This window comes from Sphingomonas sp. 2378 (assembly GCF_038084995.1).
Taxonomy (GTDB): Bacteria; Pseudomonadota; Alphaproteobacteria; order Sphingomonadales; family Sphingomonadaceae; genus Sphingomonas.
Genome location: NZ_JAXCMJ010000010.1, coordinates 90,422 through 112,575, shown reverse-complemented (window position 1 = coordinate 112,575; position 22,154 = coordinate 90,422). Strand labels below are relative to the sequence as shown.

Below are 22,154 nucleotides of genomic sequence, written 5' to 3'. Positions count from 1 at the left end.
AGTAACTCGTTCGGTATCGCAGGCTCTTTGCGTCGGGACATATCGGGTCTCCTTCTTCCCCTTTATGCCCGCCCGCACACGAAATTCCTGACACTCCCGAGGCCACCCCTTGCGCTCTTGCCCCTCCCCAACCCCTCCCCCTGCCGGGAGAGGGGCTTGAGAAGCACACCCGATCACCCTGATCGCATCAAAAATGTTGCAATGCCCATCCCTACCACGCAAATCTGATATCGTGCTCCGCCAGTATGAACTCGTCGACCGCGTGCTCGACTACGACCCCCAGGCCGATGAGGCGCTGCTGAACCGTGCCTATGTCTTCTCGATGAAGGCGCATGGCAGCCAGAAGCGTGCCTCGGGCGATCCCTATTTCAGCCATCCGATCGAGGTCGCGGGCATCCTGACCGACATCCATCTGGATGACGAGACGATCGCCACCGCCATCCTGCACGACACGATCGAGGATACCGTCGCCACCTATGACGAGATCGAACGGCTGTTCGGTCCCAATGTCGCCCGGCTGGTCGACGGCGTGACCAAGCTGTCCAAGATCGAGGCACAGACCGAGAGCGAGCGCGCCGCCGAGAATCTGCGCAAATTCCTGCTCGCCATGTCGGACGATATCCGCGTCCTGCTGGTCAAGCTGGCCGACCGGCTGCACAATATGCGCACGCTCCATCACATCGCGAAGCCGGAGAAGCGCCGCCGCATCGCGAAGGAGACGATGGACATCTATGCCCCGCTCGCCGAGCGGATCGGCATGTACGAGTTCATGAAGGAGATGCAGATGCTCGCCTTCCAGCAACTCGAACCCGAAGCCTATGAGTCGATCACGCTTCGCCTCGCCCAGATGAAGGAGGGCGGCGGCGACCGGATCGCCAGGATCGCGTCGGGCCTGAAACTGCTGATGTCGCGGGGCGGCGTCGAGGCGGAGGTGACGGGGCGGGAGAAATCCGCCTTCTCGATCTTCCGCAAGATGAACGAGCGGCATATCAGCTTCGAGCAGCTATCCGACGTCATGGCCTTCCGCGCGATCGTCCCGACCGAGGAGGATTGCTACCGCGCGCTGGGGCTGATCCATCGCCGCTGGCCGATGGTGCCGGGGCGGTTCAAGGATTATATCTCGACCCCCAAGCGCAACGGATACCGCTCGCTCCACACATCCGTCATCCATGCCGACAATGCGCGGATCGAGATCCAGATCCGCACCGCCGAAATGCATGCCGAGGCGGATTTCGGTCTCGCGGCGCACTGGACCTACAAACAGGCGACCCGCCACGATGCCCAGGTAAGCTGGATTCGCGATCTGGTTGAAATCCTCGACACGGCGGGCAGCCCGGAAGAACTGATCGAACATACGAAGATGGCGATGTACCAGGATCGCATCTTCGCCTTCACCCCCAAGGGCGAACTGATCCAGTTGCCCAAGGGCGCGACGCCGATCGACTTCGCCTATGCCGTACACACCGATCTGGGCGACCAGGCGGTGGGGGCCAAGCTGAACGGGCGGGTGGTGCCGCTGTCCACCGTCATCTCCAATGGCGACCAGGTGCAGATCCTGCGCTCGGCGGGACAGACGCCGCAGGCCAACTGGCTGAACCTGGCGATCACCGGCAAGGCGCTGGCCGCGATCCGCCGCCATCTGCGCCAGGCCGAGCGGGCCGAACAGGTGACGCTCGGCACCAAGCTGTACGAGGATATCGTCCGTCGCCTGCCCGCGCAGATCGGGCCCGACGCGCTGACCCATGCGCTGCAACGGCTGAAGATGCCCGACGAAGCGCATCTGATGATCGCCATCGCCCGGCGTACGGTGTCCGATGCCGCCGTGATGGAGGCGCTGATGCCTGGATCGGCGGGCGCGGATGTGGCCGCCCTGCCGCCGCAGTCGAGCGCGATCTCCATCAAGGGGCTGACCCCCGGCGTCGCCTATGACCTGGCGCAATGCTGTCACCCGGTGCCCGGCGACCGCATCGTCGGCCTGCGTCGTCCGGACGCGGGGATCGAGGTTCATGCGATCCAGTGCCCGGTGCTGGCCGAACTCGCCGACCGGACCGACGAGGAAACCGACTGGGTCGACGTCTCCTGGGGCGACGACAGCGAGGGCGCGACCGCGCGTATCTCGGTCATGGTCAAGAACGAGCCCGGTGCGCTCGGTATCCTCGCGACGATCATCGGCCAGCATAAGGCGAACATCATCAACGTCCGTCTGGATACGCGCGACACGCGCTTCCACACCAATCTGATCGATGTCGAGGTGCACGACCTCCAGCACCTGATGCGCCTGATCGCGGCGTTGCGCGCTGCGGATGTGGTGAGTTCGGTCGAGCGGGTCTGAGGTTCGCGCGGAGACGCGGAGGCGCGGAGATGTCCGGCTCCGCCGATCCGGCATGCGCACTCTCGTCCGGAAGACGAAGTCGCCTGGTTGGGAATGGATGCCGCCTGGGCCGGGCCAAGCACCTCCGCGTCTCCGCGCCTCCGCGCGAACCCAATCTTCTCCGTTCCCCGGCGAAGGCCGGGGCCCAGTTGCGGTGCATGACCGAATTGCTGGGCGGATGCCTCCCCCCGCATCGTTTCGCGCCTTCGAAGCCGCCAAGAAACTGGACCCCGGCCTTCGCCGGGGAACAATACAGCATTGGATTTTCCTGACGCCCGGATGACGCCTCCGTAACAAAAAGCTGGAACCCGCGCCGCGCCTGCGCTTTGGAACCCCCGAACAGGGGAGCCTTAACATGCGTTTCATCACCGCCGCCGCCATGCTCGCGCTTGTCGCCGCACCCGCCTCCGCGCAGCAGGCGCGGTCGATCTCCGCCTCCGACAAGGCGCAAGGGGCGCAGGCCAATCCCGAACTGGTGAAACAATATGGCGGCCGCTACACCGGCCCGCAGGCGGCATTCGTCGAGCGGGTGGGCAAGCGGGTCGCGGTCCAGTCCGGCCTGTCCAACGCGCAGGGCGACTTCACCGTCACCACGCTCAACTCGCCGGTGGAGAACGCCTTCGCCATCCCCGGCGGCTATATCTATGTCACGCGCCAGTTGCTCGCGCTGATGAATTCGGAGGCCGAACTCGCCTCGGTACTGGGGCATGAGGTCGGCCATGTCGCCGCGCGTCACTCGCAGAGCCGCAACACCCGCTCGACCATCGGATCGATCCTGGCGGCGGGGGCGGGCCTGCTGACCGGCAGCAATATCGCGACCCAGCTGGTCGGCACGGGCGCACAGCTTTACACGCTCAAATATGGCCGCGATCAGGAATATCAGGCCGACGGCCTCGGCATCCGCTACATGACCGCCGCCGGTTACGATCCTTACGCCTCCGCCGACATGCTCGCCTCGCTGGCCGCGTCGAGCGACCTCGCCGCGCGCACGGCGGGGAAGGACGCGAACGCCATCCCCACCTGGGCCTCGACCCATCCCAACAGCGCCGACCGCGTCCGCCGCGCCGCCGCGCTCGCCAAGCAGACCGGCCGCCCCGAAACCACGCCGCCACAGGATACCACCTATCTGCGGATGCTCGACGGCATGCCCTATGACGACGATCCCAAGGAGGGGATCGTCGATGGCCAGAGTTTCCGCCATCCCGGCCTCAAGCTGAAATTCACCGCCCCCAACGGCTATGCGATCGCCAATGGCAGCGACGCGGTGAGCATCGTCGGTCAGGGCGGACAGGCACAGATGCGGCTCGCCCAGGGCAGCGATCTGGGCCAGGCGATCACCCAGCGTTTCGGCCAGCTCGGCACCGGCACGCCGACCGGCCAGTTGCAGAACGGGACGGCGAACGGCATCCCCTATGCCTGGGTCACGACGCGCGCCGCCGCCAACAACCGCGCGGTGGATGCGACGGTGGTCGCCTATCGCTTCCCCTCGGCGACCTATACCTTCACGCTGGTTACGCCCGCCGGTAGCGGCATCGGGCCGTTCCAGCCGCTGCTCGCCTCGGTCGCGCCGCTGTCCACCGCCGAGGCGAATAGCATTCGCGGCAAGAAGATCAGCATCGTCACCGTCAAGGCGGGGGACACGATCGACAGCCTGTCGGCGCGCATGGCCTATCCCGATTACAAGCGCGAGCGGTTCGTGACGCTCAACGGCCTCGATCCCGACCAGCCGCTGGTGCCGGGCCGTTTGGTCAAGTTGGTCGTGAACGGGTGACGGACGGCTTCGACGCCGCTACACCGGCGGCGTCATGAAGCGCCCCGCCCTGTCTGTCGTCGTCCCCTGCTATAACGAAGCCGCCTGTCTGGACGTGCTGCACGCGCGCATCTCCGGCGCGGCGCGCGCGGCGGTGGGCGAGGATTATGAGATCGTCCTGATCAACGACGGCTCGAAGGACGATAGCTGGCCGGTGATGCAGCGCCTCGCCGCCGCCGACCCGCATCTGGTGGCGATCAACCTGTCGCGCAATCATGGGCACCAGCTTGCGCTGACCGCAGGGCTGGACCTGTGCGCGGGCGAGCAGATCCTGATCATCGACGCCGATCTTCAGGACCCACCCGAACTCCTCACCGACATGCGCGCGACCATGGCGGCGCAGAGCGCGGACGTGGTCTATGCCGTCCGTCGCAAGCGCGCCGGGGAAACACTGTTCAAAAAGGCGACGGCGGCGATCTTCTACCGGATGCTCGACCGGCTGACCGATACGCCGATCCCGCTCGACACCGGCGATTTCCGCCTGATGAGCCGCCGTGCGCTCGACGCGCTGCAATCGCTGCCCGAACAGGCGCGGTTCATTCGCGGCATGGTCGCCTGGGTCGGTTTCCGCCAAGTCCCCTTCCCCTATGATCGCGCCGAGCGCCATGCGGGCGAGACGCACTATCCGCTGGGCAAGATGATCGCGCTCGCCTTCGACGCGGTGACGGGTTTCTCCACCGCGCCCCTGCGCTGGGCCAGCCATATCGGCCTCGCACTGACCGCCGCCTCGCTGCTGCTGCTGGTCTATATCGCGATCGGCTGGCTGACCGGTTCGGCGGTGCAGGGCTGGACCTCGACCATGCTGGTCACCGTCATCCTGGGCGCGGTGCAGATGTTCGTGCTGGGCATGATCGGCGAATATCTGGGGCGGCTCTATATCGAGTCGAAGCGGCGGCCGCTCTACCTCGTCGCCGATGTGGCGGGGCCCGTCCAGGGCCATGCCCGGCTGGGCTATAGCGCGCATGAGGGGGCGAAGGAGCCGGGCTGAGGGCCTATTCTTCCGCCGTTCGGCCCGAATGTCCGATGACCGTTGCGGAGCGATCATTCGGACCTTTGCGGGAACGCGCGCAGCTATGCCGTCCTGATCCCCGATACGATCGAGCGGGAGAATTTGCGCGGCATGCGCCGTTCCGCCGCCTATGCCCGACGGGTCGCGCGGCTGTTCGCGCTGGCGCATCGTCAAGGGCCGGAGCCCGTCTTCCTGCCCCGCCCGACAACGCTCCACGCATCGCGGCGGCGATGACGGATAGCCCACAGGTTCGCGTGCTGACCGTTTCCGGCGGAGAGACGCGATCGGACAATGACTGCGACATTATGGGATCGAGGATAAGGTGGTGGACGGGATCGTCCGGTGGATGGAGGGGCGTTCGCGGTGAGGGATTCCCATCGCCTTCGACTTCGCTCCGGCCGAGCGGAGGTCGGTAAAGACCTTATCCCTCAAATCCGTTCAGCCTGAGCGAAGTCGAAGGCCACGCCAGCACCTTCCCACGAAGCGTCCCCGCCCCTCCACCACCGCTTTGCGGCGGTCCCCCTCCCCAAGCGAGCTTGGGGAGGAATGGGTGCTTGAATCCTCCCCATCTCCGATGGGGAGGGGGACCGCCCGGCGCAGCCGGGCGGTGGAGGGGCAGGCCCCAACGAAAAAGGGCCCGGGGTTTCCCCCGAGCCCTTTTCCTTTCACCCAAGGGCGAAAGATCAGTCGCGATCGCCGGTCAGGAAGGCCGGAGCGGCGAATTCGGACGAACCACCCTGCTCGCCACCTTCACGACGGGGACGGTCGCCACGGTCGCGACGGGGGCCGCTGCGGCCTTCGCCCCCGCGATCACCGCCGCGCTCGCCGCCACGATCACCGCCGTCACGACGCGGGCCACGGCCACCCTCGCGCGGGCCACGATCACCACGCGGTTCGCGCGGTTCGCGGGCCGGACGATTGTCCTCCAGTTCCGCACCGGTTTCCTGATCGACGACGCGCATCGACAGGCGGACCTTGCCGCGCGGATCGATCTCGAGCACCTTGACCTTGACTTCCTGGCCTTCGCTCAGGACGTCCGAGACCTTCTCGACGCGCTCGTTCTTGATCTCCGAGACGTGGACCAGACCGTCCTTGCCGCCCATGAAGTTCACGAACGCGCCGAAATCGACCAGGTTGACGACCTTGCCGTTGTAGATCTTGCCGACCTCGGCCTCTTCGACGATGCCCTTGATCCAGTTCATCGCGGCTTCGATCTGCGAACCGTCCGACGAGCTGATCTTGATCACGCCCTCGTCGTCGATATCGACCTTGGCGCCGGTGGTGGCGACGATCTCGCGGATCACCTTGCCGCCGGTGCCGATCACGTCGCGGATCTTCGACTTGTCGATCGTCATCGTCTCGATGCGCGGGGCGTGCGCCGACAGTTCGGTCCGGGTCGAGGACAGCGCCTTGTTCATCTCGTTCAGGATGTGCGCGCGGCCTTCCTTGGCCTGCGCCAGCGCGACCTTCATGATCTCCTCGGTGATACCGGCGATCTTGATGTCCATCTGGAGCGAGGTGATGCCCTCGGAGGTGCCAGCGACCTTGAAGTCCATGTCGCCCAGATGATCCTCGTCACCCAGGATGTCGGACAGGACGGCGAAGTCCTTGCCTTCCAGGATCAGGCCCATGGCGATGCCCGAGACGGGGCGCTTCAGCGGAACGCCCGCATCCATCAGCGACAGCGAGCCGCCGCAGACGGTGGCCATCGACGACGAGCCGTTCGACTCGGTGATGTCGCTGGTCACGCGGATGGTGTAGGGGAATTCCTCCTTCGACGGCAGCACCGGGTGCAGCGCGCGCCATGCCAGCTTGCCATGGCCGATCTCGCGACGGCCCGGCGCGCCGAAGCGGCCCACTTCGCCGACCGAATAGGGCGGGAAGTTATAGTGCAGCATGAAGTGCTGGTACGACAGGCCGTTCAGGCCGTCGATCATCTGCTCCGCATCGCGGGTGCCCAGCGTCGTGGTGGCGATCGTCTGGGTCTCGCCGCGCGTGAACAGCGCCGAGCCGTGCGAACGCGGCAGGAAGTGAACCTCGGCCTCGATCGGACGAATCTGGGTGGTCGAGCGACCGTCGATGCGGCGACCGTCCTTCAGGATCGCGGTGCGGACGATCTCGGCTTCCAGCTTCTTGACGAGCTTGGCGGCGACAAGCTGCTCCTGCGGGCTCCGCTCGGCCATGGCGGCCTTCGCCTTGGCGCGGGCCTCGCCGAGCGCGGTCTGGCGCTGCTGCTTGTCGGTCAGCTTGTAGGCCGCGGTGATGTCCTTGCCGATCAGCTTCTTCAGTTCGGCCTTGACCGCCTTCTGGTCGTCGCCGACCTTCAGTTCCCACGGATCCTTGGCGGCCTGCTCGGCCAGGTCGATGATCGCGTTGATGATCTGCTGCGACGCCTTGTGCGCGTACATGACCGCGCCCAGCATCACCTCTTCGGACAGCTCCTTGGCTTCCGATTCGACCATCATCACCGCATTGTGGGTGGCGGCGACGACCAGGTCGAGATCGCCTTCCAGCGCTTCGGCGTCGGTCGGGTTCAGGACATATTCGCCGTCCTTGTAACCGACGCGCGCCGCGCCGATCGGGCCCATGAAGGGCACGCCCGAGATGGTGAGCGCGGCCGACGCGGCGACCAGCGCCAGGATGTCGGGCTCATTCTCGCCATCGTACGAGAGCACCTGGCAGATGCAGTTGATCTCGTTGTAGAAACCCTCGGGAAAGAGCGGGCGGATCGGACGGTCGATCAGGCGGCTGATCAGCGTCTCACGCTCGGTCGCGCCACGCTCGCGCTTGAAGAAACCGCCGGGGATGCGGCCCGCCGACGAGAACTTCTCCTGATAGTGAACGGTCAGCGGGAAGAAATCCTGCCCTTCCTTCACAGTCTTCGCGGCCGTCACGGCGCACAGCACCACCGTCTCGCCCAGCGTCGCGATCACCGCGCCGTCGGCCTGACGGGCCACCTTGCCGGTTTCGAGGGTCAGCGTCTTGCCGCCCCACTCGATGGCCACTTTCTTGGTATTGAACATGGAATATCCTTCACTCCGACGGGCCTATCCCGCCGGGGCCTATGGGTTGAGCCAAAATTGGCTCTGGAGGTCGGCCGAATTGCCGCCCTTCCGATTGCTCTACCCGGCCCTTTCGCCGGGTTTGATGACATAGAGGCTTTGGGGATGCGCCTTTGCGGCATCCGGTCGGCCCGGTGCTACATACACCAGCCGATAAAAAAAGGGCACCCCCCGATGGGAGTGCCCTTTTTGGTCGCTTGCGCGCCCCGCTGTTACTTGCGGAGGCCGAGCTTGGCGATCAGCGCCAGATAGCGGTCGCCATCCTTGTGACGCAGATAGTCGAGCAGCGAGCGGCGCTTGTTGACCAGCATCAGCAGACCGCGACGCGAATGATTGTCCTTCGCATGGGTCTTGAAGTGGCCGGTCAGGTTCTGGATCCGCTCGGTCAGGATCGCGACCTGGACTTCGGGCGAACCCGTGTCACCCTCGGCGCGGGCATGGTCCTTGATGATTTCCTGACGGCGTTCAGCGGTGATCGACATCGTGATCCTTTCTTCAATCGAGGTTGAAGCCGCGCACGACCCGGACATTTCCGTCCAGCGCCTCTACCAGCGCCACCGGATTCTCACCCAGCATCGCGAAATATTGGCCATCGTCCACGGCGATCCCAACCAGCACACGCCCCTGACGGAGCGCCCCTGCCTGGTCGGGGTCGAGAGCAAGAGCCGGGATGTCGTCCAGCCCCGCCCTCAGCGGCAGGAGTATCTGTTCAAGGGTGCGCGCCTGCCCCATTTCATTCAACTTGTCCAGCGATATCGCGGCCCCCAGCGTGAACGGCCCCGCCTTGATCCGGCGAAGCATGGTGACATGGCCGACCGTGCCGAGTGCCAGCGCGATGTCGCGGGCGAGGCTGCGGATATACGTACCCTTGGAGACATGCGCGGTGAGGGTGATTTCCTGCAACAATTCCTCCCCATCTCCGATGGGGAGGGGGACCGCGCCCGCAGGGCGTGGTGGAGGGGCATCGCCGGTCCGTCCCGCCCCTCCACCATCGCTGACGCGATGGTCCCCCTCCCCAAGCTTGCTTGGGGAGGATTTGAGGCTGTGGATCGTCACCGCGCGACTCGCCAGCACCACCTCTTCCCCGGCGCGCGCGAGGTCATAGGCGCGCTCGCCATCGACCTTCAGCGCCGAATAGGCGGGCGGAACCTGCTCGATCGGCCCGGTGAAGCGCGGCAGCACGGCCTCCAGTGCCTCGCGAGTCGGCCGGACATCGCTCTCCGCGACCGACTCCCCTTCCGCATCCAGCGTCGCGGTCTGCATGCCGAAGCGGATGGTGAAGTCATACACCTTGTCGCTGTCGAGCATCCGCCCGGCCAGCTTGGTCGCCTCCCCCACCGCGATCGGGAGCACGCCGGTCGCCAGCGGATCGAGCGTGCCGCCATGGCCGACCTTGATCCCCTTGCCATAGCCGCCCTGACGCAACACGCGCTTGACCGCGCTCACCCCTTGCGTCGAGCCGAGCCCCAGCGGCTTGTCGAGAATGATCCATCCATGCATCGGCAAGGCGTTAGTCGGGCTGGGCTCCGGCCTCAAGCACCGTGCCGCCCGCCAAGGCCTCACCGAAATGGCGGCGGCACAGCGCGACATAGCGGTCATTGCCGCCGATCTCGGTCTGCGCGCCCTCGGCGATGGCATGGCCCTGCCCATCGACACGCAGGTTCATCGTCGCCTTGGCCCCGCAGACGCACACCGATTTGATCTCGCCGAGCGCATCGGCCAGCGCCAGCAACCGCGCCGATCCGGGGAAAAGCTGTCCCTTGAAGTCGGTGCGCAGGCCGTAGCACAGCACCGGAATGCGGTGCCGGTCCGCCAGCCGTGCCAGTTGGTCGACCTGTTCGGGCGTCAGGAACTGGGCCTCGTCGACCAGGATGCACGCCAGCGGCGTCTCGCCATGCCGATCCAGCGCACAGGCCTCCAGATCGGTCGTCGCGTGGAAGGGCGTCGCCGGCTGCGACAGGCCGATGCGCGAGGCGATGGTGCCATAGGCGAAGCGGTCGTCGATCGCGGCGGTGAACAGCATCGTGTTCATCCCCCGTTCGCGATAGTTGAAATCGGCCTGCAACAGCATGGTCGATTTCCCCGCATTCATGCTGGCATAGTAGAAATAGAGCTTGGCCATCCGCTGTCCTTAGCCAAAGGACGCCGCCTGATCGAGCATCGGGGTTGGCGCGTCGGGAATCGAAATAGCCTGTGCGGAGTGCCGGGCTCATCCGCCCTCCTCCGTCGCCCCAGCCAAGGCTGGGGCCTCCATCGATAATCCCGACCGTCGCTGCGATAACGAACAGTCCTCCGCGCCTCGGCGCGAACCTCATCCCGTGACCTTCGTTCCGTTCAGCCTGAGCGAAGTCGAAGGCCGAGGGAAAAGGCTTGATCGTGATTCGCGCAGAGGCGCGGAGGACGCAGAGGAATTTTGCAAGTCTTCGTACCCCGGCGAAGGCCGGGGTCCAGTTGCGATGGATACACGAGGGCGCGAGGCATTTGCCCCACCCGCCTTGGCGCGCCGCGCCATCAACACTTTGCTACTGGACCCCGGCCTTCGCCGGGGTGGTGCTCCCTATTCGGTGAGGGCTCTTCTTCTCTGCGCCCTCCGCGCCTCTGCGCGAACCAAAAACCTTCGCAGCTTCGCGTGAACCCTATTTTCCAGCGGTCAAAAGGTGGCCTTTGACTTCGCTCAGGCTGAATGGGGGGGCGGGAGTCAGTCGCCGGAGGGCTCCCCCTCCTCCAGATCCTGCGACACCTTGGGCGAGCGGAGCAGCGAGTCGATATGGCTTCCCTCGTCGAAGCTCTCGTCCGCCAGGAATTTCAGCTTGGCGGCGTATTTCATCTTCACCCGGTGCGCGACCTCGCGCTGGAGATAGGCGGTGTTGGTGCGCAGCGCCTTGATGACGACCTCCTCGTCCTTGCCGAGCAGCGGCTTCACGAAGACGGTCGCGTGGCGCAGGTCGGGCGACATGCGCACTTCGGTCACGCTGACCATATGCTTGGCGAGCGTCTCGTCATGCACGTCGCCGCGCGCGAGGATTTCGGACAGGATATGGCGGACCTGCTCGCCGACGCGCAGCAGGCGGACCGAGGGTTCGGCGGGGTTTTTGGACTGGACCATGTGCTTCTTCTTCAAACGGAAATCGCGGCCGCCGGGCAGGCGACCGCGATCAAGTCCGGCAGAGGCGGGCGGCAGGATCACTCCCACCGCCCCGCCGTCATCAGAGCGAACGCTCGCGCAGTTCGACCTCGAAGGTTTCGAGATAGTCGCCCGCCTTGATGTCGGTGAAGTTCTGCGTGAACGTCACACCGCATTCCAGACCGGCGCGAACCTCGGCGACATCGTCCTTGAACCGGCGGAGCGAGTTGATCTCGCCCTGGTAGATGATGACGTCGTTGCGCGTGATGCGCGCCTTGAGCGCCTTGCGGATGACACCCTCGGTGACCAGCAGACCGGCGGCCTTGCCGATCTTGCCCGCCGAGAAGACCTCGCGGATTTCGGCGCGGCCGACGACCGTTTCGAACGCCTCGGGACCCAGCTCGCCCGCCATGCCCGCACGAATCTCGTCGATCAGGTCATAGATGACGTCGTAGTACTTCAACGCCACCTTGTTCCGCTCGGCGATCTCGCGCGCCTTGGCGTTGGCACGGACGTTGAAGCCGATGATCGGGGCTCCGCTCGCGGCTGCCAGCGTCACGTCCGACTCGGTGATGCCACCGACGCCCGAGTGCAGGATACGCGCCTTGATCAGATCCGACTGGATCTTGGTGATCGACGCCACGATCGCCTCGACGGTGCCCTGCGTATCCGCCTTCACGACCAGCGGATATTCCTTCGCCTGGTTCGCCTTCAGCGCCGAGAACATCGACTCCAGGCTGGCCGGGGCCGAGGTGGTGCGCTTCTGGAGCACCACGCTCTGTCGATATTCGGCGACCTCACGGGCACGCGCCTCATTCTCGACGACCTGCAACAGATCGCCCGCCTGAGGCACGCCCGACAGGCCGAGAACCTCGACCGGCATCGCCGGACCGGCCTGCTTCACCTGACGGCCCTTGTCGTCGACCAGCGCCCGGACCTTGCCGCTTTCCGCGCCGACGACGAACACGTCGCCGACCTTCAGCGTGCCGCGCGTGACCAGCACGGTCGCGACCGGACCACGGCCCTTGTCCAGCTTGGCCTCGATCACGCTGCCCTCGGCGGCGCGGTCGGGGTTGGCGGCCAGTTCGAGCAGTTCGGCCTGAAGCTGGATCTTCTCGATCAGCGTATCCAGACCGATCTTCTTGAGCGCCGACACTTCGACGTCCTGGGTTTCGCCACCCATTTCCTCGACCTGCACGTCGTGTTCGAGCAGACGCTCGCGGACGCGCTGGGCATTGGCGTCGTGCTTGTCGATCTTGTTGATCGCGACGATCATCGGCACGCCCGCCGCCTTGGTGTGATTGATCGCCTCGATCGTCTGCGGCATCAGCCCGTCATCGGCCGCGACCACCAGCACCACGATATCCGTGATGTCGGCACCGCGTGCGCGCATTTGGGTAAAGGCTTCGTGGCCCGGCGTGTCGAGGAAGGTGATCTTCGACTTGTCCTTCAGCGTGACCTGATAGGCGCCGATATGCTGGGTGATGCCACCCGCTTCGCCGCGCACCACGTCCGTCCCGCGCAGCGCGTCGAGCAGCGAGGTCTTGCCATGGTCGACATGGCCCATGATCGTCACGACCGGCGGCCGCGGACGCAGGCTCTCGACCGCATCCTCGGTGGTGTCGAGCGCCAGATCGATATCGCTGTCCGAGACGCGGACGATGTTGTGGCCGAATTCGGTCACCAGCAACTCGGCCGTATCCTGGTCGATGGTCTGCGTCATCGTGACGGGCATGCCCATCTTGAACAGCGCCTTGACCAGATCCGCGCCCTTTTCGGCCATGCGGTTGGCGAGTTCCTGAACGGTGATCGCTTCCGGCACCTGCACGTCGCGGACCTGCTTGACCTGCGGCTCGCGCGGGCCGCCAAAGCCACGCTTTTCCTTTTCGCGGGCACGCTTGAGCGCGGCGAGCGAGCGGGCGCGGGCACCGTCCTCGTTGAGCGCACGGTTGACGGTCAGCTTGCCGCCACGACGCTCGTCACCCTTGCGGTCGCGCTGCTGCGGACGGCCCGGAGGCGCGTTGCGCGGCGTCGGCTGGCCCGAGGGCAGGGAGCGCGGTGCGCCGCCCGACGGAGCCGAGGCGTTGCCGCTCGGCGCGCTGGCCGCCGCCGGAGCCGCCGCCGCGGCGGGCGCAGGCGCGGGCTTGGGGGCGGGCTTCGGGATTTCGGGGCGCTGCACCGGCGAGAAACGGCGCGGCGCAGGCATCGACGGATCGCGACCCAGGATCGGCGGCGTCGGCACCGCCGGAGCGGGGGCGGGCGCAGGCGCGGGCTTCGCCGCGACCGGAGCGGGCGCAGGCGTCGGCGCGGGGGCCGGAGTCGGAGCCGCAGCCTCGACCTTGGGCTCTTCGGCCTTGGGCTCGGGGGCCGGGATCACCGGGCGCTCGACCGGACGGAAGGGACGCGGCTGGACCGAGATGGTCGGCGCGGCCGGGGCTTCCGGCTGGGCGTTCACCTGGGCAGGCGCTTCGGCGACAGGCTCGGGAGCCGGTGCCGGAGTCGGGGCGGGCGTCGGCTCGGGCGCCGGAGCAGCGGCGGCCTCGGCGGCGGCACGCGCACGCTCTTCGGCGCGCTGGCGCTCTTCCTCGGCGCGCTGCTGACGCTCGGCATCCTCGCGGCGGCGCATCTCTTCCTGCATGGCAAGGCGCTGTTCCTCGGCCTCACGCAGCAGGCGGGCCTGACGCTCCTGCGCCGTCTCGTTCGACGGAACCGGGCGCGGCGGGGCGACCGGCGCGGCGGCCACGGGGGCTGCCGGGGCCGGAGTCGGTGCAGGCGCGGCCGCCTCGGGGGCGCCACCCTGCGGGCCCAGGACGCGACGGCGCTTCGTCTCGACGATCACGGTGTTCGAGCGGCCGTGGCTGAAGCTCTGCTTCACCTTGCCGGTCTCGACCGTGCGCTTCAGCCCCAAAGGCTGGCGCATTCCGAGTTTCGGCTTGTCGTTGTCGGTCTCGCTCACTCAAAATCCTCGTGTACGGTCACGGCCGTTCGGTCACCGGTAATGTCGGACGCCGATGCGCCTTGCGAGGCCGTTTCGCAAGGCGTTGCCACAGGGTCGGGTCCGATAAAATGCAGCCAGCGGTCGAGCGCTTCGCTCACCCGCTTTGCCGCGTTACGATCTGTCAGGCCGATGTGTACCACATTTTCGCGGCCCAACGCCATTGACAATATGGGGCGTGTGGCGGGCAGTGCCAACCCCTTGAGATCGGACCCTTCACGATCCGATCCCACGCGCCACGCCTGCGCCAGCTTGCGGCACCCATCCTCGCCCGCATCGGACGCATGATAGAGCGCGTGCAACTGTCCCGAGCGCGCCGCCGTCGCGATCTTGTCCGATCCCGTCAGCAATAGCCCCGAGCGCGACTCGAGTCCCAGCCGGTCGAGCGCATTGCGCTCCAGCGCGGCGGTGATGAGCGCGGGCAGGTCATCCGGGATCGAGAACTCGCCCGTCTTGAACGCACGGGCCAAGGCCCCCTTCAACCGCCCCTTCTGGATAGCGATTTCCAGTTCGGCGCGGGTCACGCCGATCCAGCCGCCCCGCCCCGGCGCTTTCGCGCGGACATCGGGCAGCACCCGCCCGTCGGGCGCGAGTGCCAGACGGATCAGGTGCGGGCGCGCGTCATGCTCGCCCGACAGGATGCAGCGGCGGACCGGCCCGTCGATCGAGTCGCGGGCGGCCTTGGCCGCATTCCGGGGACTCCGGCCCTTTCCGGCCGGAGCGGTGTTTACGCCAGCACGCTCATTGTCCCGGTTCCGCATGCGCGTCTCCCCGGGTGCCAGAGGATTGGTTCGAGGCGGGGGCGTCACGGTCGGCGATCAGCTGACCGCCCGCGCCGTAATTCTCCGTCGAGACTTCCTCGATCACGATCTGGACGGCGGCCGGGTTCTTGCCCAGCCGCTCCACCAGCGAACGAGTCACGTCGGCGACGATCTCGGCCTTTTGCTGCTTGGAGGCGGTGCCCGCCAGACGGATCGAGACGAACGGCATCAGGCTTCGTCGCCCTCCGCCTGCTCTTCCCCGGCTTCCACAGCGGGTTCGTCCTCATCGGTGAACCAGTGCGCACGGGCGGCCATGATGATCTCGTTGCCCTGCTCGTCGCTCAGGCCATATTCGGCCAGGATGCCGCCCTTCGGGGCGGGACGCGGGGCATCGTCGCCACGACGACGCGGCTCGGCACGCTTCTTCTCGACCAGTTCGTCGGTCGCGAGGTCGGCCAGATCGTCGAGCGTCTTGATGCCCGCCTTGCCCAGCGTGACCAGCATCGCCTCGGTCAGGTACGGCATTTCGGCCAGCGCGTCCTCGACGCCCAGGCCACGACGCTCGTCACGGGCGGCCTGTTCGCGGCGGTCCAGCGCTTCCTGCGCGCGGCTTTGCAGTTCCTGCGCGAGATCCTCGTCGAAGCCCTCGATCGCGGCCAGTTCGTCGAGTTCGACATAGGCGACCTCTTCCAGCGCGCCGAAGCCCTCGGCAACCAGAAGCTGCGCCAGCGTCTCGTCCACGTCCAGTTCGTTCTGGAACAGTTCGGAGTTCGCCACGAATTCCTTCTGGCGCTTCTCCGACGCGTCGGCCTCGGTCAGGATGTCGATCGCCTTGGCCGTCAACTGGCTGGCCAGGCGGACATTCTGGCCGCGACGACCGATGGCGAGCGACAACTGATCGTCGGGAACGACGACCTCGATCCGGTCCTCTTCCTCGTCGATCACGACGCGGCTGACGTTCGCGGGCTGGAGCGCGTTCACCACGAAGGTCGCGGTGTCGGGCGACCAGGGGATGATGTCGATCTTCTCGCCCTGCATTTCCTGCACGACGGCCTGGACGCGGCTGCCCTTCATGCCGACGCAGGCGCCGACCGGGTCGATGCTCGAATCGTGCGAAATCACGCCGATCTTGGCGCGGCTGCCCGGATCGCGCGCGGCGGCCTTGATCTCGATGATGCCGTCATAGATTTCGGGCACTTCCTGCGCGAACAGTTTCTTCATGAAGTCCGGGTGCGCGCGGGACAGGAAGATCTGGGGCCCGCGATTTTCGCGACGCACGTTCAGGATCAGCGAACGGATGCGGTCGTTCACGCGGACGACTTCGCGCGGAATCTGCTGGTCGCGACGGATCACGCCCTCGGCGCGGCCCAGGTCGACGACGATGTGGCCGAACTCGACACGCTTGACGACGCCGGTGATGATCTCGCCCTGGCGGTCCTTGAACTCGTCATACTGACGGTCGCGCTCGGCGTCGCGGACCTTCTGGAAGATGACCTGCTTGGCCGCCTGCGCCGCGATGCGACCGAATTCGATCGGGGGCAGCGGATCGACAATGAAGTCGCCGATCGCGGCACCCTTTTGCAGCTTCTCGGCACCCTTCAGGTCGATCTGCTTGTAATAATCGTCGACCTGCTCGACCACCTCGACGACGCGCCACAGGCGCAGGTCGCCCGAGTTGGGATCGAGCTTCGCGCGGATGTCGTTCTCGGCGCCGTAGCGGGCACGGGCGGCGCGCTGGATCGCGTCCTCCATCGCCTCGATGACGATGCCCTTGTCGATCATCTTTTCCGAGGCGACCGCATTCGCGATCGCGATCAGTTCCGCCTTGTTGGCGGAAATGGCGGTAGCCATCAGTGCCGTCCTTCCGTGGTGGCGCCGTCCTGTTCGGGCGCGTCCTGATAATAAACCTCTTCCGCGCCCTCGACGGACAGCGGCACCGTCGCGGCGATCAGCCGGTCGGTCATGACGAGCTTGGCGTCCTCGATCGCCGTAAAGGGCAGTTCGTGGCGAACCTCTTCCCCATCAACGATGATGACATTCTCACCCTCGACCCCGGCCAGATCGCCCTTGAACTGCTTGCGACCGTTCCGCTTCTCGGCGAGCGTGATCCGCGCCTCATGACCCGCCCAGTCGGCAAAGTCCTTCAGCCGGGTCAGCGGACGGTCGATACCGGGCGAGGACACCTCCAGCCGATACGCATGGTCGATCGGGTCGCGGCCCTGCTCCTCCAGCGCGTCCATCACATCGGAGATGCGGCGCGACAGGTCGGCGCAGTCGTCGATGTTGAGCTGGCGCGTGTCGGGGCGCTCGGCCATCACCTGGAGCGTGGGGTCCGACGTGCCGCCATACATCTTCACGCGCACGAGCTCGAAGCCGAGCGCCTTGGCCTCGGGTTCGATGAGTTGCGTCAGAAGGGCGATGTCCGCCATGAAAGCTCCAGATGTGCCGGATCGGTGCCGCGGAACCCGTCCCGCAGCCTCTTTCACCCGACGATGTAAGAGAATGCCGCAGTCTATACCTGCAACGCGCTTGCGAAACAAGCACGCATATCGAAGCGTTACGCTGGCCAAGGGCCTGGACGGCCTTCCGGGAGAGACTGAGATGAAGATGCCGCTGCTCGCCGCCTTGCCGGTGGCCCTGATCGCCTGTTCGGGCAATGGACCGGGGCCCGATGAGACGGGCGCGACGCCGCCGGTGACGGTCGCCCCCGGCGGCACGCCCAGCCCCTCGCCCTCCGCCTCCGCCACGCCGCCCGCGACGGTGGTGGACGGCCAGCCCTTCGGCCGGACCGTCATCGCCGATTTCGACGCGCCTTGGGCGATGACCTTCCTGCCCGACCGGCGGATGCTGGTGACCGAGAAGGACGGGCGGATGCTGCTGGTCAGCGCGGACGGGCAACAGCGTCAGACGATCGCGACCATCCCGGTCGATTCGGCGGGCCAGGGCGGATTGATGGACGTGGTCCTCGCCCCCGATTTCGTGCAGTCGGGGCGCATCTATTTCAGCTATTCCGCCGCCGCCGAGGGCGGCAAGCGAGTCGTGCTGGCGCGCGGCCGGTTGCAGGAGGCAGGTGGCGCGGCCCGCCTTGCCGAGATCGAGGCGCTGTGGCGCGCCAGTCCTGCGGTGACCGGCGATGGCCATTATTCGGGCCGGATCGCCTTCTCGCCGGATGGCCAATATCTGTTCGTCACGGCGGGCGACCGGCAGAAATTCACGCCCGCCCAGGACCCCAAGGCGACGCTGGGCAAGGTGCTGCGCCTGACCCCGGACGGCCAGCCCGCCCCCGGCAATCCGCTGGCCGCGCAAGGGTTCGATCCCGCCATCTGGTCCTATGGCCATCGCAACCTGCTCGGCCTCGCCTTCGACGCATCGGGCAATTTGTGGGAGCAGGAGATGGGCCCCAAGGGCGGCGACGAGGTCAATCTGATCCTGCCGGGCCGCAACTATGGCTGGCCCAACGCCTCCAACGGATCGCATTATGATGGGCGCGACATTCCCGATCACCGCGCGGGCGACGGATACGAAGCGCCCAAGGTCTGGTGGAACCCGGTCATCTCGCCGGGCGGGCTGATGATCTATTCGGGATCGATGTTCCCGCAGTGGCGCGGCGACGCCTTTATCGGTGGGCTGTCGAGCAAGTCGCTGGTCCGCGTCGACCTGAACGGCACCAACGCCACCAAGGGCGACCAATGGGACATGGGCGCGCGCATCCGCGAGGTCGAACAGGGGCCGGACGGCGCCATCTATCTGCTGGAGGATGGCGGCGAGTCGCAAGGACGCCTCATCAAACTGACCCCGGCGGGCGCATCCTGAACCCCGCGTCGCCTCGGTCGATAGGCCGGGGCGGTCGGAATGGTCGGACAATTCACTTGACCGGCGCTGGCGGTGGGTCGATCCTGCCGCCGGGAGAAGATGGACGAAGACGCTTCGCTCCACCACCACGGGGAGACGAACCAGATGCCATCGCCGCACCGCATGCCGCCCGGCCGCGCGCGCACGGTCGAGGTGCATTCGCGCGACGCCCGGCTGTCGCGCGGCCTGTCCGGCACCAATTTGGAGCGGGCGGGCGACTATAATCTGCGCACCGTGCTCCAGGTGATCCGCATCCACGGCGAAACGACCCGGATCGCCATCGCCAACCAGACCGGCCTGACCCCGCCGACCATCGCCAACATCACCGGGCGGCTGATCGAGATGGGGCTGATCCGCACCGCCGGGCGGCTTCATCGCGGGCGCGGCCAGCCCGCGCTGAAGATCGAGCTGTGCCCCGACGGCGCGTTCGGCATCGGCCTGACCATCGATCGCGACCATCTGGCCATCGCGATCCTCGACCTGAGCGGTAGGGTTCGCGCCCGCGCCACGCGAGAGATCGGTTTCGCCAGCCCCGACGACGTGCTGGCCTTCATCCGCGACACGCTGGGTCCCGCGCTGGTGGAGGGCAGCGTCGACCGTTCGCGCGTGCTGGGGGTCGGGGTGGCGATGCCGGACGGGGTCGATCGCTCGCTGCCCAATCAGACGCGGGGCTATGACGCCTGGGTCGGGGTCGATCTGGAGACGCTGCTCACCCCCCTGCTGCCCTGGCCGATCCACCGCGACAACGACGCCGCCGCCGCCGCGCTGGGCGAGGCGCAGTATGACCAGGATTTCGAGTGCCCCAGCTTCTTCTACCTGCTGATCACGGCGGGCCTGGGGGGCGGGTTGATCATCGACCGCAGCTATCATCGCGGCGCGCATCGCCGATCGGGCGAGATCGGCCTGATGCCCGATCCCACCGCCGACCGGCCGGGCGCGGTGGTGCAGGACACCGTGTCGCTGGCGGGGCTTCAGGTCCGGCTGGCGGCGGCAGGCCTTGGGCTGGAGTCGCCCGAAACGCTCAGCGAGCATGACGACCCGAAGCTGTCCGCCGTGCTCAACCAGTGGATCGTCGATTCGATCGCCTCGCTGATCCAGCCCTTCGTCGCGGTGACGACCCTGTTCGATCCGCATGCGATCCTGATCGGCGGACGCCTGCCCGCCTGGCTGCTCAACCGGCTGGCGGAGGGGTTGCGCCAGGCGCTGGCGGGGATCGAACTGCCCGCCCGCCCGGTCATCCGTCCCGCCCGCACGGCACAGGACGCCCCCGCGATCGGCGCGGCGATGCTGCCCTTCATGGACCGGCTGCTGCCGTCCGACTCGATCCTGATCCAGGCCGGGCGGGGTTAGTCCCTCCCCTACCCAATCCCGTACCCGTACCCGTACCCGTACCCGTACCCGTACCCGTACCCGTACCCGTACCCGTACCCCGTTCGGCCTGAGCGAAGTCGAAGGCCAAGGGAATCCCTTTGCCTCCGGGACACCGGAAACGGTCCGGCGTGGCCTTCGACTTCGCTCAGGCTGAACGGAGGGTGGGGAAAGGACAAAAGGGCCCGCCTCCCCTTTGGAAGCGGGCCCTTCAGGCATCTTACCATGTCCGGTGGGCTATCAGCCCGCCATGTCCTCCAACTCGCGACCGCGCGTTTCGTTGACCATCGCGCGAACGAAGAAGAACGAGACCGCCGCGAAGAAGGCATAACCGAAATAGGTCACGCTCAGGCCCGGCGATACGGCCAGCGCCGGGAAGCTGACCGAGATGGCGGCATTGGCGATCCACTGCGCGAAGCCCGACACCGCCAGGCCCGAACCGCGGATCTGGTTCGGGAACATCTCGCCCAGCATGACCCACATCACCGGGCCCCAGCTCGCGTTGAAGAAGATGACGTACAGGTTCGCCGCGACCAGCGCGATCACGCCATTGTTGCCGGGCAGGGTCACGCCGCCATTCGCGCCGGTGACGGCGGTCGAAAAGGCATAGGCGACGATCGCCAGCGTCACCGCCATGCCCGCCGATCCGATCAGCAACAGCGGCTTGCGCCCGATCTTGTCGACGGTCGCGATGGTGAACAGGCAGGCCGCGATCGACAGCACGCCCGACAGGATGTTGGTCTGAAGCGCATAATCCTCGGAGAAGCCGACCGCTTCCCACAGGGTCGCACCATAATAGAAGACGACGTTGATGCCGACCAACTGCTGGAAGATCGCTAGGCCGATACCGGCCCACAGGATCGGGCGGATCTTGCCGGTGGTCTTGTCGACCAGATCGGACAGCTTCGGCTTGTGATGATCGGCGGCCAGGCTGGCGCGAATCTCGGCCACCTTGCGGGTCGCCTCGGCCTGGCCGAACAGCCTGGTCAGGACGGTGTGCGCCTCGGCATCGCGGCCCTTGGCGACCAGGAAGCGCGGGCTTTCCGGGATGATCGACAGCGCCGCGAAATAGATCGCCGCCGGGATCGCCTGAAGCCAGAACATCCAGCGCCAGGCAGGATAGCCCAGCCAGAATTCGGCGGTCGAGCCACCGGCATAGCGGGCCAGCGCGAAGTTCGCGACGAAGGCGCCGGTCAGTCCGGTGATGATCATCACCTGTTGCAGGCTCGACAGGCGTCCACGAATCGCCGCAGGCGTCACTTCGGAGATATAGACGGGCGAGATGACGCTCGCCGCGCCGACGCCCAGGCCGCCGATGATGCGCGCGAAGATGAAGATGATCGAATTGCTCGCCGCCCCCGCCAGCAGCGCGCTGACCAGGAACAGGCCCGCGGCCAGCATCATGACGTTGCGACGGCCGATCGCATCGGCCAGGCGACCCGCCCCGAACGCGCCGATCGCCGAGCCGACCAGGATCGCGCCGACATTGACGCCGATACCCAGGCGACCGAGATCGAAGGCCGCCTCCAGCCCCTTCTGGGTGCCGTTGATGACCCCCGAATCATAGCCGAACATGAAACCGCCGATGGTCGCGACGGCGACGATCGCGGTGATGAAACCATGATTGACGCTGCCAGCGCCCAATCCCCTTGTCTTGTCGGTCACCTCGGGCCCTCTCCTGATCCGTGCATGGCGTCTTCGCCTATCGACACGGCAATGTCCTGTCACCGGCGCGATATGCGGCCGGTCATCGATGGTAACGCTATCTTAAAACACCGCGCCGTCAAGCATGCGCATCCACC

At 66.6% G+C, this 22,154-nt stretch carries 17 protein-coding genes; 6 read left to right on the top strand and 11 right to left on the bottom strand.

Going from position 1 to position 22,154, the window contains the following annotated elements; all coding sequences use genetic code 11:
- Positions 1 to 232: 232 nt before the first annotated feature.
- From SM191_RS07665 to SM191_RS07650, 4 genes are all read left to right on the top strand, one after another.
- A complete protein-coding gene (locus SM191_RS07665) occupies positions 233 to 2,332 on the top strand; it encodes a RelA/SpoT family protein (protein ID WP_341505661.1) in 2,100 nt (699 codons plus the stop codon).
- A 394-nt stretch (positions 2,333 to 2,726) separates the two neighbouring features.
- Positions 2,727 to 4,142 carry a M48 family metalloprotease gene (locus SM191_RS07660; RefSeq protein WP_341505660.1) on the top strand — a complete coding sequence of 472 codons (1,416 nt, stop codon included), beginning with the start codon at positions 2,727 to 2,729 and terminating at the stop codon, positions 4,140 to 4,142.
- Between the two features lie 34 nt (positions 4,143 to 4,176).
- Complete coding sequence (locus tag SM191_RS07655; RefSeq protein WP_341505659.1) at positions 4,177 to 5,169, top strand: glycosyltransferase family 2 protein; 993 nt, start codon at positions 4,177 to 4,179, stop codon at positions 5,167 to 5,169.
- A gap of 42 nt (positions 5,170 to 5,211) precedes the next feature.
- A complete protein-coding gene (locus SM191_RS07650) occupies positions 5,212 to 5,424 on the top strand; it encodes a hypothetical protein (RefSeq protein ID WP_341505658.1) in 213 nt (70 codons plus the stop codon).
- 449 nt (positions 5,425 to 5,873) lie between these two features.
- Here the strand turns inward: SM191_RS07650 and pnp are convergent, their stop codons facing one another.
- From pnp to rimP, 10 genes are all read right to left on the bottom strand, one after another.
- On the bottom strand, positions 5,874 to 8,213 hold the full coding sequence (pnp, locus tag SM191_RS07645) for a polyribonucleotide nucleotidyltransferase (RefSeq protein WP_341505657.1): 2,340 nt from the start codon (positions 8,211 to 8,213) through the stop codon (positions 5,874 to 5,876).
- Between the two features lie 251 nt (positions 8,214 to 8,464).
- The gene (gene rpsO / locus SM191_RS07640; protein ID WP_261268525.1) at positions 8,465 to 8,734 is read right to left on the bottom strand and encodes a 30S ribosomal protein S15; all 270 of its coding nucleotides are present in this window, start codon (positions 8,732 to 8,734) and stop codon (positions 8,465 to 8,467) included.
- Positions 8,735 to 8,747: 13 nt separating this feature from the next.
- A complete protein-coding gene (gene truB, locus SM191_RS07635; RefSeq protein WP_341505656.1) occupies positions 8,748 to 9,752 on the bottom strand; it encodes a tRNA pseudouridine(55) synthase TruB in 1,005 nt (334 codons plus the stop codon).
- A 10-nt stretch (positions 9,753 to 9,762) separates the two neighbouring features.
- Complete coding sequence (locus SM191_RS07630) at positions 9,763 to 10,374, bottom strand: thymidine kinase (RefSeq protein ID WP_341505655.1); 612 nt, start codon at positions 10,372 to 10,374, stop codon at positions 9,763 to 9,765.
- A gap of 576 nt (positions 10,375 to 10,950) precedes the next feature.
- Positions 10,951 to 11,358 carry a 30S ribosome-binding factor RbfA gene (gene rbfA / locus SM191_RS07625; protein ID WP_306997427.1) on the bottom strand — a complete coding sequence of 136 codons (408 nt, stop codon included), beginning with the start codon at positions 11,356 to 11,358 and terminating at the stop codon, positions 10,951 to 10,953.
- A gap of 100 nt (positions 11,359 to 11,458) precedes the next feature.
- Positions 11,459 to 14,332: a translation initiation factor IF-2 gene (gene infB, locus SM191_RS07620; protein ID WP_341505654.1), complete on the bottom strand. Its 2,874-nt coding sequence runs from the start codon at positions 14,330 to 14,332 to the stop codon at positions 11,459 to 11,461.
- Entirely contained in the window at positions 14,329 to 15,132 is an 804-nt protein-coding gene (locus SM191_RS07615) for a DUF448 domain-containing protein (protein WP_445949827.1), read from the bottom strand. Before SM191_RS07615 ends, infB begins: the two co-directional genes overlap by 4 nt.
- Positions 15,113 to 15,361, bottom strand: a complete 249-nt coding sequence (locus SM191_RS07610; RefSeq protein ID WP_341505653.1) for a tautomerase family protein — start codon at positions 15,359 to 15,361, stop codon at positions 15,113 to 15,115. Before SM191_RS07610 ends, SM191_RS07615 begins: the two co-directional genes overlap by 20 nt.
- Positions 15,361 to 16,983 (bottom strand): transcription termination factor NusA, encoded by a 1,623-nt coding sequence (gene nusA, locus SM191_RS07605; protein ID WP_341505652.1) that lies wholly within the window; start codon positions 16,981 to 16,983, stop codon positions 15,361 to 15,363. The genes SM191_RS07610 and nusA overlap by 1 nt, the downstream gene beginning before the upstream one ends.
- Positions 16,983 to 17,561 carry a ribosome maturation protein RimP gene (gene rimP, locus SM191_RS07600; protein WP_341505651.1) on the bottom strand — a complete coding sequence of 193 codons (579 nt, stop codon included), beginning with the start codon at positions 17,559 to 17,561 and terminating at the stop codon, positions 16,983 to 16,985. The genes nusA and rimP overlap by 1 nt, the downstream gene beginning before the upstream one ends.
- 172 nt (positions 17,562 to 17,733) lie before the next feature.
- Here rimP and SM191_RS07595 point away from each other — a divergent pair, with 172 nt between their 5' ends.
- Both SM191_RS07595 and SM191_RS07590 read left to right on the top strand, forming a co-directional pair.
- Entirely contained in the window at positions 17,734 to 18,945 is a 1,212-nt protein-coding gene (locus SM191_RS07595) for a PQQ-dependent sugar dehydrogenase (RefSeq protein WP_341505650.1), read from the top strand.
- 144 nt (positions 18,946 to 19,089) lie between these two features.
- Positions 19,090 to 20,334, top strand: coding sequence for an ROK family transcriptional regulator (locus tag SM191_RS07590; RefSeq protein ID WP_341505649.1), 1,245 nt, complete (start codon positions 19,090 to 19,092; stop codon positions 20,332 to 20,334).
- Positions 20,335 to 20,592: 258 nt separating this feature from the next.
- On the opposite strand, the gene SM191_RS07585 is transcribed toward SM191_RS07590, so the two are convergent.
- The gene (locus tag SM191_RS07585) at positions 20,593 to 22,017 is read right to left on the bottom strand and encodes a sugar porter family MFS transporter (RefSeq protein WP_341505648.1); all 1,425 of its coding nucleotides are present in this window, start codon (positions 22,015 to 22,017) and stop codon (positions 20,593 to 20,595) included.
- Positions 22,018 to 22,154 lie beyond the last annotated feature (137 nt).

Excerpts from the sequence above, each read along its gene's own strand:
- SM191_RS07660 (WP_341505660.1), top strand. The coding sequence starts at position 2,727 with ATGCGTTTCATCACCGCCGCCGCCATGCTCGCGCTTGTCGCCGCACCC.
- SM191_RS07655 (WP_341505659.1), top strand. The coding sequence starts at position 4,177 with ATGAAGCGCCCCGCCCTGTCTGTCGTCGTCCCCTGCTATAACGAAGCC.
- pnp (WP_341505657.1), bottom strand. The coding sequence starts at position 8,213 with ATGTTCAATACCAAGAAAGTGGCCATCGAGTGGGGCGGCAAGACGCTG.
- rpsO (WP_261268525.1), bottom strand. The coding sequence starts at position 8,734 with ATGTCGATCACCGCTGAACGCCGTCAGGAAATCATCAAGGACCATGCC.
- truB (WP_341505656.1), bottom strand. The coding sequence starts at position 9,752 with ATGCATGGATGGATCATTCTCGACAAGCCGCTGGGGCTCGGCTCGACG.
- SM191_RS07630 (WP_341505655.1), bottom strand. The coding sequence starts at position 10,374 with ATGGCCAAGCTCTATTTCTACTATGCCAGCATGAATGCGGGGAAATCG.
- rbfA (WP_306997427.1), bottom strand. The coding sequence starts at position 11,358 with ATGGTCCAGTCCAAAAACCCCGCCGAACCCTCGGTCCGCCTGCTGCGC.
- SM191_RS07615 (WP_445949827.1), bottom strand. The coding sequence starts at position 15,132 with ATGCGGAACCGGGACAATGAGCGTGCTGGCGTAAACACCGCTCCGGCC.
- SM191_RS07610 (WP_341505653.1), bottom strand. The coding sequence starts at position 15,361 with ATGCCGTTCGTCTCGATCCGTCTGGCGGGCACCGCCTCCAAGCAGCAA.
- nusA (WP_341505652.1), bottom strand. The coding sequence starts at position 16,983 with ATGGCTACCGCCATTTCCGCCAACAAGGCGGAACTGATCGCGATCGCG.
- rimP (WP_341505651.1), bottom strand. The coding sequence starts at position 17,561 with ATGGCGGACATCGCCCTTCTGACGCAACTCATCGAACCCGAGGCCAAG.
- SM191_RS07595 (WP_341505650.1), top strand. The coding sequence starts at position 17,734 with ATGAAGATGCCGCTGCTCGCCGCCTTGCCGGTGGCCCTGATCGCCTGT.
- SM191_RS07590 (WP_341505649.1), top strand. The coding sequence starts at position 19,090 with ATGCCATCGCCGCACCGCATGCCGCCCGGCCGCGCGCGCACGGTCGAG.